The organism is Dechloromonas denitrificans (assembly GCF_020510665.1).
Classification (GTDB): Bacteria; Pseudomonadota; Gammaproteobacteria; order Burkholderiales; family Rhodocyclaceae; genus Azonexus; species Azonexus denitrificans_B.
The window spans coordinates 728,003-744,192 of the sequence record NZ_CP075187.1; the positions used below are offsets into that span (position 1 = coordinate 728,003).

12 protein-coding genes are annotated in these 16,190 nt (G+C 57.6%); 9 read left to right on the plus strand and 3 right to left on the minus strand.

The genetic code is table 11. The annotated features are described in order from the left end of the window. Positions 1-671: 671 nt before the first annotated feature. The 5 genes from KI614_RS03475 to ampD all read left to right on the plus strand — a co-directional run bounded on the left by KI614_RS03475 (position 672) and on the right by ampD (position 6,335). The gene (locus KI614_RS03475; RefSeq protein WP_226407919.1) at positions 672-2,519 is read left to right on the plus strand and encodes a hybrid sensor histidine kinase/response regulator; all 1,848 of its coding nucleotides are present in this window, start codon (positions 672-674) and stop codon (positions 2,517-2,519) included. A gap of 120 nt (positions 2,520-2,639) precedes the next feature. Further along, positions 2,640-2,855, plus strand: a complete 216-nt coding sequence (locus KI614_RS03480; RefSeq protein ID WP_226407920.1) for a PP0621 family protein — start codon at positions 2,640-2,642, stop codon at positions 2,853-2,855. Then, on the plus strand, positions 2,855-4,462 hold the full coding sequence (locus KI614_RS03485) for a two-component system sensor histidine kinase NtrB (RefSeq protein ID WP_226407921.1): 1,608 nt from the start codon (positions 2,855-2,857) through the stop codon (positions 4,460-4,462). The genes KI614_RS03480 and KI614_RS03485 overlap by 1 nt, the downstream gene beginning before the upstream one ends. After that, positions 4,420-5,769 (plus strand): sigma-54-dependent transcriptional regulator, encoded by a 1,350-nt coding sequence (locus tag KI614_RS03490; protein ID WP_413464170.1) that lies wholly within the window; start codon positions 4,420-4,422, stop codon positions 5,767-5,769. The genes KI614_RS03485 and KI614_RS03490 overlap by 43 nt, the downstream gene beginning before the upstream one ends. Then, positions 5,766-6,335: a 1,6-anhydro-N-acetylmuramyl-L-alanine amidase AmpD gene (ampD, locus tag KI614_RS03495; RefSeq protein WP_226407923.1), complete on the plus strand. Its 570-nt coding sequence runs from the start codon at positions 5,766-5,768 to the stop codon at positions 6,333-6,335. Before KI614_RS03490 ends, ampD begins: the two co-directional genes overlap by 4 nt. Here the strand turns inward: ampD and KI614_RS03500 are convergent. Together KI614_RS03500 and KI614_RS03505 are read right to left on the minus strand one after the other, a co-directional pair. Further along, positions 6,312-7,472 (minus strand): pyridoxal phosphate-dependent aminotransferase, encoded by a 1,161-nt coding sequence (locus KI614_RS03500; protein WP_226407924.1) that lies wholly within the window; start codon positions 7,470-7,472, stop codon positions 6,312-6,314. The genes ampD and KI614_RS03500 overlap by 24 nt on opposite strands. Positions 7,473-7,532: 60 nt before the next feature. Then, a complete protein-coding gene (locus KI614_RS03505; RefSeq protein WP_226407925.1) occupies positions 7,533-9,377 on the minus strand; it encodes a phosphoenolpyruvate carboxykinase (GTP) in 1,845 nt (614 codons plus the stop codon). 244 nt (positions 9,378-9,621) lie between these two features. Here KI614_RS03505 and KI614_RS03510 point away from each other — a divergent pair, with 244 nt between their 5' ends. Both KI614_RS03510 and pbpG read left to right on the plus strand, forming a co-directional pair. Beyond that, on the plus strand, positions 9,622-11,901 hold the full coding sequence (locus KI614_RS03510) for an NADP-dependent malic enzyme (RefSeq protein WP_226407926.1): 2,280 nt from the start codon (positions 9,622-9,624) through the stop codon (positions 11,899-11,901). A 103-nt stretch (positions 11,902-12,004) separates the two neighbouring features. Continuing rightward, entirely contained in the window at positions 12,005-13,114 is a 1,110-nt protein-coding gene (gene pbpG, locus KI614_RS03515; protein ID WP_226407927.1) for a D-alanyl-D-alanine endopeptidase, read from the plus strand. A 44-nt stretch (positions 13,115-13,158) separates the two neighbouring features. On the opposite strand, the gene KI614_RS03520 is transcribed toward pbpG, so the two are convergent. Then, positions 13,159-13,887, minus strand: coding sequence for an IclR family transcriptional regulator (locus KI614_RS03520; RefSeq protein WP_226409218.1), 729 nt, complete (start codon positions 13,885-13,887; stop codon positions 13,159-13,161). 130 nt (positions 13,888-14,017) lie between these two features. Here KI614_RS03520 and KI614_RS03525 point away from each other — a divergent pair, with 130 nt between their 5' ends. Both KI614_RS03525 and KI614_RS03530 read left to right on the plus strand, forming a co-directional pair. Then, a complete protein-coding gene (locus KI614_RS03525) occupies positions 14,018-14,746 on the plus strand; it encodes a (Fe-S)-binding protein (RefSeq protein WP_226407929.1) in 729 nt (242 codons plus the stop codon). Further along, positions 14,746-16,188, plus strand: coding sequence for a LutB/LldF family L-lactate oxidation iron-sulfur protein (locus KI614_RS03530; RefSeq protein WP_226407931.1), 1,443 nt, complete (start codon positions 14,746-14,748; stop codon positions 16,186-16,188). Before KI614_RS03525 ends, KI614_RS03530 begins: the two co-directional genes overlap by 1 nt. Positions 16,189-16,190 lie beyond the last annotated feature (2 nt).

Consider the following 16,190-nt stretch of genomic DNA (forward strand, 5'->3'; position numbering starts at 1 on the left):
CGTGTTAATGGTGGCAGAAATGATGTCCAGCTCGCGGTGGACTGTGGCTGCTTCCACCGCTTTTAGTCGCTCGTCACGCCACTCCGCCAGAGCCGCCGGTGTCAGGGCCATCATGGCCAGTTGGCTGACTTTGGCCGTGAGGATGGCGTTGATCCCGATTTTTTCGATAGCAGCCCCTTTGTGCGAGGGAACGACTTCATCCAGTTGCGTTTGAGAATGTCGCCTAGCGTATTTTCTCTGCCGGGTCGCGGTTAATCTATGTCGAGTTCGCGTTCTATGGCGTGAGCCCACTGCTCTGCAGCTTCTCAGGTCTCAAAAATTTTACTCTGGGCAGGGTGGCCTTCCCCGCGAACTTGAGCTCGCCATTGGAGGTCGCCGCGTTTGGTGATGGTCGCTATTTTGTCCATCTTGGGCTACCAGTTACGTGGGTTTTTCTATTTTCAGTCAGCATTTTGCGATATTCCTGAAGCCTTGGATTTCCAAGGGCGGCTCTTTGCGCTGTGATATATTTCAACGTTTTATGCGGACGGCAATTTTTCCCGTTTTCGCATGCCGCCGGATTGTTCCGGGAAATAAAACTCAAAGGGCTTTTGCCAGTGAGATCGATCAGGCTGTTTAACCGCTTCGAACAAATTTTCGGGCCAGGGCGATCCCTTTCTGCGCGAATTCTCATGGGGGCAACAACCGCTGTCGGTATCGCCCTGCTCCTGGCTACTGCGTATTTTTCAATCAATCAGCGCGCTTCTCTTGAGCGTCTGTTCGAGAAGCAGAGCCAGAATCTGGTCGACTCACTGGGAGCATTTGCCATTGAGCAATTGATCAGTCTGGATTACCCCGCGCTTGAGTATGCCATTGCCGTTGCCGGGAAAAAAAACGACAGTATCCAGTTTGTTGAGGTGACTCATCATGGCCAGGGTGTGGCTCGTTTTGGCAATCCTGATGCGGCTGGGCCTGAATTTGTTTCGGAAATCCGCTGGCGGGATAGCGATGCGCCTGGAATCGGGAAAATACGGGTTATTTTTTCCAGTCATGATCGGGATGCATTGCAGGCTGCCAGCCTGCGCGATCACCTGATTACCATGCTGCTGATCTTCATCGTCATGTGTTTTTCGTTGCGCTGGCTGTTACGGCGGACGGTGATTGGGCCGATCGAGCATTTGACTTCTCGTACCGAACAGGCGATTACCGATGCTTTGCCTGAGTTGGCGCTGGCTTCAAAGCCTGTCCCACGGGCTGTCGATGAAATTCAACTGCTTGATGAGCGCTTCGGCAGCTTGCTGGAGGGATTGAAGCGCCGTGATCTGGCGCGTAGTCAGGCCGAACAGGCTTTGGTTGAACATCAAAACAATCTCGAGCAGCTGGTTGAGGCTCGGACCCACGAGTTGAAACTGGCACAGGAGGAAGCGACCCGCTTGAATCAGGTCAAGAGTGAATTCCTGGCTGCGGCGAGCCACGATTTACGCCAACCTTTGCAGGCAATCAATTTATTCCACAGTGTTCTCAAAGGTACGGGCCTCAATGAAGAGCAGCAGCGCTTGAGTCACTATCTGTCACTTTCGCTGACCTCTTTGGGCGACTTATTGAATGCCCTTCTTGATATTTCAAAGCTGGATGCCGGTCGCATCAAGCCTGTTCCGGATACGATTGATGTCGAGGCTTTATTTCGCCAGATCGATGCTGAATTCAGTTCCCTGGCGCTGGACAAGGGGTTGCGCTTCAAGCTTTATTTTCCCTTCCGGCGGCTGGCTGTTTTTACCGATGCCAAATTGCTTCTCAGCATGCTCAATAACCTGATCGGGAATGCACTGAAATACACCGACGCAGGCGGGATTCTGGTTGGTATTCGCCGCCGGGGTGACCGTGCGGTAATTCAGATCTGGGATACCGGGATCGGTATTTCGGCTGAAAATACGCGAAAAATTTACGATGAGTATTTTCAGATCGGGAACCAGGCGCGTGATCGAGCCAAGGGGCTGGGGCTGGGATTGTCGATTGTCAAGCGCCTGGCCAAGTTGCTGGGCACCGAGGTGATTTGCCGTTCACGCCACGGCAAGGGATCAGTTTTTGAATTTTCACTCCCATTGGCCGACGAGGCTTTGTTGCCCGTTCGGGCCTTGGTGCCCGCCGCGGTCAGCGAGTCCGCCGTTGAGTCCTGCTGGCTTGGACGTCGGGTTGTGGTGGTCGAGGATGATGCCTTGCTGGCGAGTGCGGTTGATATCGCGCTCAGGGCCAAGGGTATTCGTGTTTCTTCCTACGCTTCTGCAGAGCTTGCTTTGTCGGCCAGTGATATTTCAGGCGCAGATATCTATCTTTCTGATTTTCGGCTGCCAGGCATGGATGGTGTCGAGATGTTGAAAACCATTCAGCGACAAGCAATGCATCCGATCAGGGCGGTCATCCTGACGGGGGAAACATTGCCCGAGCGGATCAAGATTGCCGAGTCTTCTGGCTGGACCGTGCTTTTCAAGCCGGTCGACTTTCCCCAGTTGTTGTCGGCGCTTGAAGGTCAGCTCAATTAATTTTTTTGCCTGTCCCGAGTCTTGCCGGGTGGTTGCAAAATGCAGAGGATTGGGCGAAGCTGATGGGCTATCGTTGTATTGCCCATCCTGGTGTGACGCCCTTTCCTGTGTGAGGTTGTAATGAAATACCTGTTCCTTTTTGCGTTTTTGGGCGTGATTTGGTGGGTGTGGAAGAAGCGCAATGCACAGCCATCGGACCAGCCGGTTCAAGGGCGGCCCCCCGAGCAGATGGTCAGTTGCGCACACTGCGGCGTCTATCTGCCGGCCAGCGAAGCGCTTGTCGACAATGACCGCAGTTTTTGCTGCCAGGCTCACCGTCAGGCCGACGGACGCTGATGTCCGACTGGCTGTCCTCGACCTGGGAGGCTAATTGGCGCTCCTTCCAGTATTTCAACCTGTATCGACTGGTGCTCGCCGGCCTGTTCTTTCTGGCCCTGCTGGTACCCTTTGACTGGACTGGCCGACTTCATTTTTCGCCCTCCGCCGCCTTGCTGGCGCTTGATGCAATCTATGCCCTGAGTATCGTTGGCGGCTTGCTGTTGTCGATCCACTGGCAACGGCGTTTCAACTTCCAGCTCTCGATCCAGGTGGCCATCGATGCGGTGGTGGTCAGTTTGTTCATGTATGAGGCGGGAGGCGTGGGGAGCGGTCTCGGCGTCTTGTTGCTGATCTCTCTGGCGGCAGCCAGTTTGGTTGGGCGAGGGCGGCTGGTATTGTTCTATGCTGCGCTGGCTACGCTGGCGGTGTTGTTGACCCAGCTTTACGGGCTTGTCGAGGGGTATTTTGAACTGGCATCCGTTGTCCAGGGCGGATTCCTTTCGGCCGGTTTTTTTGCGACAGCGATTCTGGCGCGCTTGTTGGGACAACGTGTGATGGCCAACGAGGATCTGGCCAGGCGTCGTGGCGAGGCGCTGGAGAATCAGATTCGCATCAGTCGGCGTGTGGTCGAGCGGATGCAGGATGGCGTGTTGATTGTCGGACAGGATGGTGTGGTCGGGCAGAGTAATCCGGTGGCCGCGAACATGCTGGGGATTGCTCCGGATACTGCCCCGATGCTTGCTGTACTGGTCCCTGCCTTGGCTGACGCGCTTCACGCCTGGCTGGCGGGGGGCTCCGATTCCGTGCAGTTTGGCGGAAGCGATGGTTGCGAGTTACAGGCCCGTTTTGAGCGGACAACTAGCTCCGATGGCGAGGTGCTCGTTTTTCTTGAGGATGTCGGGCGTATCAAGGCGCGTGCCCAGCAATTGAAATTGGCCTCCCTGGGGCGGTTGACCGCGAGTATTGCCCATGAAATCCGCAATCCGTTGTCGGCCATCGGGCATGCCGGTGAGTTGTTGCGCGAGGAACAGCGCGGCGCCGTGCAAGATCGCCTTTTACGTATTTTGAATGACAATGTGGTTCGCTTGGATCGCATCGTCCAGGATGTCCTGGGTTTGGGGCGCCAGCAGCGTGCGGAGCCGCAAAACCTGGCACTTGAAGAGTTCTGCGCTGCTTTTATCGAGCAGTTTTCAGCGGCGGAAAGTCTGGCTCCCGGTGTTGTCGCTGCCATCTTCGATGAACCTTTGACCTTGTGTTTTGATCGCTCGCACCTTGATCAGATTCTCTGGAACCTGGTGAGCAACGCCTTGCGGCATTCGAGTCGCGGCGAAGGTGCTGTTCGCCTGCTTGCCCGGCGCGGCAGCCAGGAAGGGCGGGTAGAATTGCACGTCATCGATGATGGTCCCGGTATCTCTGATGCGGTTCGGGAGCAGATATTCGAGCCTTTTTTCACGACTCACCATGCCGGTACGGGCTTGGGTTTGTTCATCGCGCGCGAGTTGTCGGCAGCCAACGGTGCGACACTTGAACTGGTCGGCACGTCGTCTGGCGGCCATTTTATTCTTGCAGGGAGAAATGATTGGTGTCACTTGCCCGAAGTGAGCGACGGTCCGCTGATGCGTTGAACCGGGTTTTGGTGGTCGACGACGAGCCGGATATTCGTGAGCTGATCGATCTGACGCTATTGCGCATGGGCTTGGCTACGGTATGTGTCGGCTCGGTCGGCGAGGCGAAAAAAGCACTCGAATCGGGGACCTTTAATCTCTGCCTGACCGATATGCGTCTGCCCGATGGCGAGGGGCTGGAAATTGTCCAGCATATTGCCGAGCACCACGGTCGACTGCCGGTTGCCGTGATTACGGCTTTCGGGAGTGCAGAAAATGCGGTCGCGGCTCTCAAGGCCGGGGCGTTTGATTACCTGACCAAACCGGTTGGCCTGGATCAGTTGCGGACCTTGGTCAAATCGGCCCTGCGCTTGCCAGAGGCGGTCCGTGAAGATGATCCCTTGCTTGCCTTGGTGGGCGATTCGCCTTGCATGCAGCACGTCCGGACAATGATCGACAAATTGGCGCGCAGCCAGGCGCCGATCTACATTTCAGGCGAGTCCGGCAGTGGCAAGGAACTGGCCGCTCGCCTGATCCATGCCCGCAGCGCCCGGCATGCCGGTGCCTTTGTCCCGGTCAACTGCGGTGCAATCCCCGAAATGCTGATGGAGAGCGAATTCTTCGGTTATCGCAAGGGCGCGTTCACCGGGGCAGAAAGCGACCGTGACGGCTTTTTCCAGGCGGCCAATGGCGGGACGTTGTTTCTTGACGAAGTGGCCGATTTGCCGCTGGCCATGCAGGTCAAGTTGTTGCGCGCCATTCAGGAAAAACGTGTGCGCAAAGTGGGCAATACACTCGAAGAGCCTGTCGATGTCCGTATTGTCTGTGCGACGCATAAAAACCTGCGCGATTGTGTCGACCGGGGAGCTTTCCGTCAGGATCTTTATTACCGCCTGAACGTCATCGAGCTGCGCATGCCGCCTTTGCGCGAGCGAGCCGAAGATATTGCCCCGCTGGTCGCCGCCATTTTGCAGCGGCTGTTTGGCGCCGATCACCCGCTTTTGTCTGTGGCCGCTTTGCGTGCCCTGGAGTTCTACACATTTCCAGGCAATGTCCGAGAACTGGAAAATATTCTGGAGCGAGCCACGGCGCTGTGTTCGGGGGCGCTTATTGAAACCGATGATCTCCATCTCGAACCTGAAGACATGGTTGGAGAGAGCGTCGGGCGTGGTAGTGAGACGCTGGATACGTATCTGAACCGACTTGAACGCCAGGCGATTCTGGAGGCTTTGCAAACCACCGAGGGTAACCGGACGGCCGCTGCCCGTTTGCTTGGTGTGACTTTTCGCTCCATGCGTTATCGCCTGGAACGCTTGGGGATCGAATGAGCGATTGGGCTCCCGGAGGCTGGCTGGGCGGGGTTCGTCACATTCATTCCCCGAATTTCGGAGAGCGGCCTGATTCAGGGGATGTTTCGCTGATTGTCGTGCATAACATCAGCTTGCCCCCTGATCATTTTGGCGGCCCCTGGGTCGAACAGTTTTTTACCAACCAGCTCGATCCGCAGGCCCATCCCTATTTTGCTGAAATCGCACCGTTGCAGGTATCGGCCCATTTTTTCGTCCGACGCGATGGTTCTGTGATCCAGTTTGTCGGTTGCGACCAGCGAGCCTGGCATGCCGGTCGGTCAAGCTGGTCGGGGCGGGAGAATTGCAACGATTTCTCCGTTGGTATCGAGCTCGAAGGCTCCGATTTTCAGGCATATCCGGCAGAGCAATACGTTGCGCTTAGCGCGTTGATCGAGGCGTTGCGTCAGCGCTACCCAATTGCCGCGATTGCCGGGCATTGTCACGTGGCCCCGGCGCGGAAAACCGATCCAGGGCCATTCTTTGATTGGCCTGAGCTTGCCCGGTGCTATCCCGATCTGTGCTTACCGGCTGAAATAGGTTTTTAGACGCTGCGCGGCTTCAGCCAGTCGTTCGATCTCTGTCGTGTAGGCAAAACGGATGTGCTTCGCCGGTTCGTGCGAACCAAAATCAAGCCCGGGTGTGGCCGCAACGCCTGCCGTTTCCAGCAAGTCGCGTGCGAGGGTAAAGCTGTCTTCGCATAAGGCGGAACAGTCACAATACAGATAGAACGCCCCTTCTGGGCGGGCTGTGATGCGAAAGCCAATGGCTTCCAGCGCCGGGGCAAGAAAGTCGCGGCGCCGGCGGAATTCGGCGCGGCGAGTTTCGAGCAGGGCGATGGTTTCTGGTTCGAATGCAGCCAGTGCGCCGTATTGCGCGGGTGTGGATGGGCAAAGAACCAGGTTCTGTGCCAGTTTTTCGACATCCCTGACATAGGCTTGGGGAATGACCATCCAGCCCAGTCGCCAGCCGGTCATCTGGAAATACTTCGAGAAGCTGTTGATCACCCAGATATCGTCGCCTGCGGCGCAGGCGGTCGGTGCATCGCCTTCATAGGTCAGCCCGTGATAAATCTCGTCCACCAGAAAGTGACCCTCTTGCTCCCGACAGACAGCGGCAAGGGCCTCGATTTCGGATTGCGTCAACAGGGTGCCGGTCGGGTTGGCCGGTGAAGCGACGAGCAGGCCGCGTGTCGCGGTCGACCAGTGTTTTCGGAGCAAATCAGGTGTCGGCTGGAAATTGCTTTCAGGGCCAACCGGGATATTGCACGGTCGACCTTCGTAGGCCCGTAAAATATGCCGGTTGCACGGGTAGCCAGGATCGGTCAGCAGCCATTCGCTGCCCGGGTCGGCCAGGCAGGCAAATGCAAGATTCAACGCACCGGATGCGCCATTGGTGATGGCGATTCTGGAGGCCGGTACATGAGCCCCATAGCGTTGACGGTAGAAGCTGGAAATCGCTTCACGCAACTCGGGCAGGCCGAGTGCCTGGGTGTACAGGGTGCGGCCTTGTTCGATCGCAGCCATGGCGGCGCGAGCAATCGGTTCAGGCGTGGGAAAGTCGGGTTCGCCGACTTCCATGTGAATGATGTCGCGACCTTCAGCTTCCAGTTGTCGAGCCCGGGTCAGCAGTTCGACCACATGGAACGGGGAAATGTCGGCCAGGCGTTGGGCTGGGCGGTACATGTGATTCTCCAAAACAAACGGCCACCCGCAGGTGGCCGTCAGCTTAAATCAGACGTTCAATCAGACAGCGTCTTTAAACAGGGCCATTTCGAACAGCTCACGCTTGAGGGTGAACTCGCGCGGCAGTTTTTCGCCCATCTTGTCGAACCACTCCTTGTGGCCAGCCAGTTCGGAGCGCCATGCGTCGGCGTCGATCGTGGTCAGCGCATCGAATTCGCCCTTGGAAATATTGATGCCAGTCCAGTCGATGTCCTCGAACTTCGGCATCCAGCCCAGAGCGGTTTCCTTGGCAGCAACGGTGCCCTTGCAACGCTGAACGATCCACTTCAGGACGCGCATGTTGTCGCCGAAGCCTGGCCACATGAAGTTGCCATCGGCATCCATGCGGAACCAGTTCACGCAGAAGATCTTCGGGGTGGCATCGACGGTTTTGCCCATCTTCAACCAGTGGTTGAAGTAGTCGCCCATGTGGTAGCCGCAGAACGGCAGCATGGCGAACGGGTCGCGACGGACAACGCCTTGCTGGCCAAAGGCGGCAGCCGTGGTTTCGGAGCCGAGCGTGGCCGCCATGTAGACGCCGTAGTTCCAGTTGAAAGCCTGGTAGACGAGCGGCACGGTGGTGGCACGACGGCCGCCGAAGATGAAGGCGGAAATCGGTACGCCGGCCGGGTCTTCCCAAGCTTCGTCAACCGACGGGCACTGGTTGGCCGGGGCGGTGAAACGCGAGTTGGCGTGCGCAGCCTTCTTGCCGGCCTTGCCATCTGCAGGCGTCCAGTCGTTGCCCTGCCAGTCGATCAGGTGAGCCGGTGCTTCCTTGGTCAGGCCTTCCCACCACACATCGCCGTCGTCGGTCAGCGCGACGTTGGTGAAGATGATGTTTTCCTTCAACGTGGCCAGCGCATTGAAGTTGGTTTTTTCCGAGGTGCCCGGAGCGACGCCGAAGAAACCAGCTTCCGGGTTGATGGCGTAGAAGCGGGTGACGCCATCCTTGTCCTGGCGCGGCTTGATCCAGGCAATGTCGTCGCCGATGGTGGTGATCTTCCAGCCGTCCAGGGTCTTCGGCGGAATCAGCATGGCGAAGTTGGTCTTGCCGCAGGCCGACGGGAAGGCGGCAGCGACGTAAGACTTTTCACCTTCCGGCGATTCGACGCCGAGGATGAGCATGTGTTCGGCCAGCCAGCCTTGTTCGCGCGCCATGTTGGAGGCGATGCGCAGGGCGAAGCACTTTTTGCCAAGCAGGGCATTGCCGCCGTAGCCGGAACCGTAGGACCAGATTTCGCGGGTTTCCGGGTAGTGCACGATGTACTTGACGGTCGGGTTGCACGGCCACTTGCTGTCTTGCTGGCCCGGTTCAAGCGGGGCGCCGACGGTGTGGATGCAGGGCACGAATTCGCCATCGGTACCGAGCACGTCGAAAACGGCCTTGCCCATGCGGGTCATCGTGCGCATGTTGGTGACAACGTAGGCGGAGTCGGTGATTTCGAAACCGATATGGGCGATCGGCGAACCGAGCGGACCCATCGAGAATGGGATGACGTACATCGTACGGCCCTTCATGCAGCCCTTGAACAGACCGTTCAGGGTTTCGCGCATGACGGCAGGTTCTTCCCAGTTATTGGTCGGGCCGGCGTCTTCCTTCTTGGCGGAGCAGATGTAGGTGCGGTCTTCGACGCGTGCCACATCGGACGGATCGGAGAAAGCCAGGTAGGAATTCGGACGCTTGGCTTCGTTGAGCTTGATCAGGGTGCCGGCCTCTACCATTTCGGCACACAGGCGGTCATACTCTTCCTGCGATCCATCGGCCCAGTGAATACGGTCAGGCTGGGTCAGTGCAGCAATGTCTGCAACCCATTTTTTCAGGGCTTCATGTTTGACGTAGTCAGGTGCATTCAGCGGTGCGGTCATGGCGGTGTCTCTCTCTAAGTTACTGAAATAGCTAAGTTTCACGCCAGTCGCCGGGAGCTGCCACCAAGACTTAGAGCGGCGAGGGGCCGTCGGCTGGGAAGCCCGTAATTATGCATCAAGTCAGGGTAAACATCTACTTGACTTTACACTTCTAAGTGATATCCGGGGGTGGAAATGGCAAAAAGGCATGATATTATGTTCCGCGATTCGAAATCACGTTTCACAATATAAAACGGAGGTAGACATGGATCCTAGGCAACTGCGCGAAGCCGCGCTTTACTATCATCGCCACCCGAAGCCGGGCAAGATCGCGGTGACACCCATCAAGCAGCTCACCAACCAGTATGATTTGTCGATGGCGTATTCGCCGGGCGTGGCCTTCGCTTGCGAAGAAATCGTCGCTGATCCGGCCGAAGTCAGCACCCTGACTTCACGCGCCAACCTGGTCGGTGTGATTACCAACGGGACGGCAGTTCTTGGTCTCGGCGCCATCGGGCCGCTGGCGGCCAAGCCGGTCATGGAAGGCAAGGGCGTTCTGTTCAAGAAATTTGCCAATATCGATGTGTTCGATCTGGAAATCGATGAGCGTGACCCGGACAAGCTGATCGACACGATCGCCTCGCTCGAGCCGACTTTTGGCGGGATCAACCTTGAGGATATCAAGGCGCCGGAGTGTTTCTATATCGAGAAAAAGCTGCGGGAACGGATGAAAATCCCCGTCTTCCACGATGATCAGCATGGTACGGCGATTGTTGTCGGTGCGGCGGTCCTGAATGGCCTGCACCTGATCGGAAAAGATCTTTCCAAGGTAAAAATCGTGACTTCCGGGGCGGGCGCTGCCGCTCTTGCCTGCCTTGATTTGCTGGTCATGCTCGGTGCGCCGATTGAAAATATCTGGGTGACCGATATCAAGGGCCTGGTATACGAAGGTCGCGTCGAGGAAATGGACGAGATCAAGGCGCGTTACGCCAAGGTGACCGATCAGCGTTCGCTGGGTGAAGCAATTGCCGATGCCGATGTGTTCCTTGGCCTTTCTGCCGGTGGCGTGCTCAAGGGCGAGATGGTCGCGAAAATGGCGGCCAATCCGCTGATTCTTGCTCTTGCCAATCCCACGCCGGAGATCATGCCGGCGGAAGTGACCAAGGTGCGCAGCGATGCCATCATTTGCACCGGTCGCTCCGACTATCCGAACCAGGTCAACAACGTTCTCTGTTTCCCGTTCATTTTCCGCGGTGCTCTGGATGTCGGAGCAACGACGATCACCGAAGAAATGAAAATGGCCGCGGTGAAGGCGATTGCCGAGTTGGCCCGGGCTGAGCAATCGGAAGTGGTGGCTTCGGCTTATGGGGAAAAAGTCTCTGCGTTCGGTCCTGAATACCTGATTCCGAAACCGTTTGACCCGCGTTTGATCGTCAAGATCGCACCGGCTGTCGCCAAGGCGGGGATGGATTCCGGCGTGGCAACCCGCCCGATCAAGGATTGGGATGCTTACGTCCAGGGGTTGAACGAATTTGTTTACCACTCCGGCATGATCATGAAGCCGGTTTTCTCCCAGGCCAAGATGGCGCCCAAGCGCATCGTCTTTGCCGAGGGGGAAGACGAGCGCGTACTGCGTGCGGTTCAGGTGGTTCGCGATGAAGGCATTGCCTGGCCGGTACTGATCGGTCGTCACGCCGAAATCAATCGGCGGATCGAAGTGGCGGGGCTGCGGATTCGTGAGGGTGAGGACTTCGAAGTCGTTCATTCGGAAAACTGTGCGTTCTTCGATGAGCATTACGAGGAGTTCTGGAAAACCTATCACGGCTTGATGGAGCGTAAAGGTGTCTCTCCGGATTATGCGCGACGTGAAGTTCGTCGGCGCAATACCTTGTACGGTGCCTTGATGGTTCATCTTGGCTATGCTGATGGCTTGATTTGCGGGACTTTCGGGCGCCACGAAACGCACCGTGAGTATGTGCAGAGCGTCATCGGTACGCGGGGTGATCTGGATCGCTACTACGCAATGAACTTGCTGATGTTGCCGGGGCGTACCGTGTTCATCGGCGATACCTATGTCAATTACGACCCGACGGCCGAGCATCTGACCGACATGGCCTTGCTGGCGGCAGAGGAAATCCGCAATTTCGGTATTCAGCCGAAGGTTGCATTGTTGTCGCACTCGACATTCGGTACCGAAGATACGCCGACCTCGATCAAGATGCGCGATGTCCTGGCGCAGTTGCAGCAACGGGCTCCCGAGCTTGAGGTGGAGGGTGAAATGCACGGCGATGCGGCGCTGGATGAGGAAATTCGTCTTGCCGCCTTCCCGAACTCCCGGCTCAAGGGGCAGGCCAATCTGCTGGTTATGCCGACCCTGGATGCAGCGAACATTTCGTTCAACCTGCTCAAGGTGGCTGCGGGCGACAATCTGACCGTTGGTCCGATCCTGCTCGGGGCGGCGAAGCCGGTCAACATCCTGACGCCAACGGCAACGGTTCGTCGCATCGTCAATATGACAGCGCTTACAGTGGTTGATGCTGTATAAATTGTTGCTTTAAGTTGTTGTTGTATCTGCTTATTTTTATTGAAAATTCACACTCTCCTGCTAAACTGGGCTAAAATTTCCCGGTATTGGCAGGAGATCGTGAATGAAGCAAAAACTGAAGGTTGCCCTACTCTTGGGCGCCCTGTTGTCCTTCGGGGTTAATACCTCGTTGCTGGCGTCCAGCACCGCCAAAAATGCGCATGCGCCGACCAAAAAGGTCGCGGCATCTGCTGGCAAGAAAACGACTGTTGCCGCCAAGCCGTCATCCAGGCTTGCCGCCAAGGGTTCTCATGGCAAAACGACACATAAAGTAGCTGCGGCACCTGTGCGGCCTGCGGCCTCTTCCGGCAAGCCTGTTGCGGCTAAATCCGGGAAGAAAACCGTTCATGCCGCGTATGACGCACCCAGAAAGCCGGTACGTCGTGTCTCGATGGCCGATATCGACCCCGGTCGCCTGGCGCTTTATTCCTCATCGGCTCTGGTGATTGATCAGAGTACCGGGCATGCCGTACTCGAAAAGCAGCCGGATGCCGTGGTTCCAATCGCCTCGATTTCGAAGCTGATGACCGCCATGGTTGTGCTTGATGCCAAGCTGGACTTGCAGGAAGTCATTTCGATTGGTGAGGAAGATGTCGATAGCTTGAAAGGTACGCGTTCGCGCTTGCCGGTCGGTACCACGATGACGCGTGAAACCGCCATGCTGTTGGCGCTGATGTCTTCCGAGAATCGTGCGGCACATACGCTGGGGCGCCATTATCCGGGCGGCCTGCGGGCATTTGTGACGGCGATGAACAAGAAGGCACAAGCCTTGGGGATGTATAACTCGCGTTTTGAAGAGCCGACCGGGTTGTCGAGCAACAATGTATCAACCGCCCATGATCTGGCCCGCATGGTGACCGCTGCGGCGCGTTATCCGGAAATTCGCAGTTATTCGACGACGGCTGAAGCCAAGGTGGAATTGAATGGCCGGGTTCATAACTTCGGAACGACCAATCCGCTGGTGCGCAGTGACAGTTGGGAAATCGGGGTATCGAAAACCGGCTATATCTCCGAAGCCGGGCGGTGCCTGGTCATGCAGGCACGCGTGGCGGACAAGCCGGTCGTGATCGTGCTGCTTGACTCGGCCGGCAAGATGACCCGGGTTGGGGATGCCAACCGGATCAAGCGCTGGATGGAAAGTGCCAGTCTGAGTAGCGAGCGTCGCCGCGTTTGATGAGGTGACTGTGCGTTTGTGAAATAAGGCCGCTGTTTGCGGCCTTATTTTTTGGGGCCGAGATAGCCGAGCGCATGCGAAACCGCATCCGCTGTTTGTTTGATCTTGGCAACCCATTCCGGATCGTGGCGATCCGCAGGGGCAGAGACAGAGAGTGCTGCGACAATATTGCCCTCGTCGTCGCGAATCGGTGCGGCCAGGCATTTCAGGCCGATTTCAGCCTCTTCATCATCGTAGGCGATATCGTGGCGCCGAACTTTGTCGAGCTCTTTTTCCAGGGCGGCCAGCGTGGTCAGCGAGTGCGGCGTCTTGCCCGGCAGGCCGGTCCGTTTCGCGTAGTCGCGTATTTTTTGCGGATTGTCGGCCGCCAGGAAGAGTTTGCCGAGCGACGTCAGATGCAGCGGGGCCCGCCCACCGACGAGATAAACCACGCGAACCAGTGAACGACCGGAGGAGGTCCGCTCAAGATAGACGATTTCATCATCGTGACGGGCGCCCAGATTGATTGCTTCGCCGATCGACTCGTGCAGTTCCTGCATGAACGGGAGCGCGACTTCGCGGAGATTGATGCGCGATTTGACAATCGCGCCAAGTTCCAGAAGACGGATGCCCAGGCGATAGGTGCCGGCATCTTGACGTTCGACAAAGCGCGCATTGCACATTGCAGCGAGAATGCGGTGTGCGGTCGATGGATGCAGTTCGGTCGCGCCAGCCAGTTGTTTCAGGCTGGTCGCTTCGGGGGCGTCAGCGAGCGCGTCGAGCAGCGACATCATGCGTTCGATGACCTGGATTGAGCCGGGAGTTTTTGCAGACCCGTTGGCAGCTTCTGACAACTGGATTCCTTTATTGGTGCTGTTTGAGTAGCATTAGCCACTTTATTTTCTTGTGCGCCGCAATATTAGCATGCGCTTAGCTCTGTACGTTACCTGCCTGGTGGACCTGATGCGACCCTCGGTCGGCTTTGCGACCCTGCGTCTGCTTGAGTCTGCCGGCTGCGAAGTGGTCATTCCCGAGGGGCAGACTTGCTGCGGTCAACCGGCCTGGAGTGCCGGAAATCGCAAGCTGGCTGTCGACCTGGCGAAGAAGGCGATTGCCGAACTGGAAGCCTACGACTATGTCGTGATTCCCTCGGGTTCGTGTACCGATCAAATTCGCAATGTCTATCCGCCCTTGCTGGCCGATGACCCTGCCTGGGCGGCGCGTGCGTCGGCGGTGGCCGGTCGGACCTACGAGCTGACCAGTTTTCTGGTCGATGTGCTGAAGCTGGATAATCTGGCCTCGCATTTTTCGGGCAGCGTGACTTATCACGATTCATGCAAGGGACTGCGCTCGCTGGGCATCAAGCAGCAGCCACGGGCCTTGTTGATGAAAGTGGCGGGCGCCGAGCTCAAGGAAATGTCCGATTGCGAAGAGTGCTGCGGCTTTGGCGGCGCATTCTCGGTCAAGTTCGGTGATGTTTCGACCCGTATCGTCGATCGCAAATGCGAGTCGATTGCGGCGGCCGGGGCGGAGGTTGTAGCGGGCGGCGATCTGGGGTGCCTGATGAATATCGAAGGGCGTCTGCGTCGTCGTGGCGATGAAACGACGCGGGTGCTGCATATTGCCGAAATCCTTGCCGGGAGCGTTGATTGATGAGTGCGGCCAAGCATTCGCAGGCGATGCATTTCCAGGCTCGGGCCGGAGAGAAGATCAGGAATCCGGTGTTGCAGCGAGCGTTGCAAAAAGCCAAGCCGCTGTTCGTCGGCAAGCGGGCCAAGGGAATCGCCGCATTGCCCGAGGACGGGCTGGATTTCGAGGGGTTACGTTCGGCTTGCGAAGAGATCCGCAATCGCGTTTTGAGCGATCTCGATGTCTGGCTCGATATTTTCGAAGAACGGGCCAGGGCCAGTGGTGCTGAGGTGCTCTGGGCGCGCGATGGCGACGAAATCTGCGATCTGGTGATCGATGTGGCGCGTCGTCATGGCGTCACCAAGGCCGCCAAATCGAAATCGATGCTGTCGGAAGAGGCGCATCTCAACGAGGCGCTTGCCGCCGCCGGCATTCAGCCGGTCGAGACCGACCTCGGTGAATACATCATCCAGCTGGCCGGGGAAACGCCGTCGCATATCATCGCTCCGGCGGTGCATAAGACGATCGACGAGGTTGAGGCGCTGTTTGCCAGGGAACATGGCCGGGCCGAGCAACAACGCACCTCGGCTGATATTCCGGCCATGACGCGTGAGGCGCGCCAGGTGCTGCGCCAGCATTTTCTCAGTGCAGAGATGGGGATTACCGGTGCCAATTTCCTGATTGCCGAAACCGGCTCGGCTTCGCTGGTGACCAATGAGGGCAACGGTCGCATGGTGACGACCTTGCCCAAGGTACATGTCGTGATTACCGGGATCGAGAAGATTGTGCCGACTCTGGAGGATTTCGCCACCCTGATGCGCCTTTTGCCACGTTCGGCCACCGGGCAGACCATTTCGAACTATGTTTCGCTGTTGACCGGGACAAAGCAGCCGGGCGATCAGGATGGGCCGGAAAAGACGGTTTTCATCCTGGTCGATAACGGTCGCGCCAAGCTGCTGGGTTCGGCCTATCAGGAGATGCTGCGCTGTATTCGCTGCGGCGCCTGCATGAACCATTGCCCGGTTTATTTTTCGCTGGGCGGGCATGCCTATGGTTGGGTTTATCCCGGCCCGATGGGTTCGGTGCTGACGCCGCTATACACCGGCATCGAAAATGCACTGGATCTGCCGCATGCGTCGACCGGTTGCAATCAGTGCGGCAGCGTCTGCCCGGTGCGCATTCCTTTGCCCAAATTGATGCATCGCCTGCGCGAGGATCAGGTCGATGGCGGTCTGAGGCCATGGTCCGAAAGCCTGGCCTTGCGTGCCTGGGCCTGGCTGGCCGGCAAGCCGGCGCTCTATCGCTGGGTGATGCGTCGTGCTGCGCGTTATCTGCAATGGCTGGCCGACGACAGTGGCCGTATCCGCATTTTGGGCCTGGCGCCGGGGTGGACCGCAGGACGCGATCTGACGCCGCCCGATGGCAAGACATTCCACGAACTTTACGCAGCAAGAAAGAGAACCTGAAC

Excerpts from the sequence above, each read along its gene's own strand:
- KI614_RS03475 (WP_226407919.1), top strand. The coding sequence starts at position 672 with ATGGGGGCAACAACCGCTGTCGGTATCGCCCTGCTCCTGGCTACTGCG.
- KI614_RS03480 (WP_226407920.1), top strand. The coding sequence starts at position 2,640 with ATGAAATACCTGTTCCTTTTTGCGTTTTTGGGCGTGATTTGGTGGGTG.
- KI614_RS03485 (WP_226407921.1), top strand. The coding sequence starts at position 2,855 with ATGTCCGACTGGCTGTCCTCGACCTGGGAGGCTAATTGGCGCTCCTTC.
- ampD (WP_226407923.1), top strand. The coding sequence starts at position 5,766 with ATGAGCGATTGGGCTCCCGGAGGCTGGCTGGGCGGGGTTCGTCACATT.
- KI614_RS03500 (WP_226407924.1), bottom strand. The coding sequence starts at position 7,472 with ATGTACCGCCCAGCCCAACGCCTGGCCGACATTTCCCCGTTCCATGTG.
- KI614_RS03505 (WP_226407925.1), bottom strand. The coding sequence starts at position 9,377 with ATGACCGCACCGCTGAATGCACCTGACTACGTCAAACATGAAGCCCTG.
- KI614_RS03510 (WP_226407926.1), top strand. The coding sequence starts at position 9,622 with ATGGATCCTAGGCAACTGCGCGAAGCCGCGCTTTACTATCATCGCCAC.
- pbpG (WP_226407927.1), top strand. The coding sequence starts at position 12,005 with ATGAAGCAAAAACTGAAGGTTGCCCTACTCTTGGGCGCCCTGTTGTCC.
- KI614_RS03520 (WP_226409218.1), bottom strand. The coding sequence starts at position 13,887 with ATGATGTCGCTGCTCGACGCGCTCGCTGACGCCCCCGAAGCGACCAGC.
- KI614_RS03525 (WP_226407929.1), top strand. The coding sequence starts at position 14,018 with ATGCGCTTAGCTCTGTACGTTACCTGCCTGGTGGACCTGATGCGACCC.
- KI614_RS03530 (WP_226407931.1), top strand. The coding sequence starts at position 14,746 with ATGAGTGCGGCCAAGCATTCGCAGGCGATGCATTTCCAGGCTCGGGCC.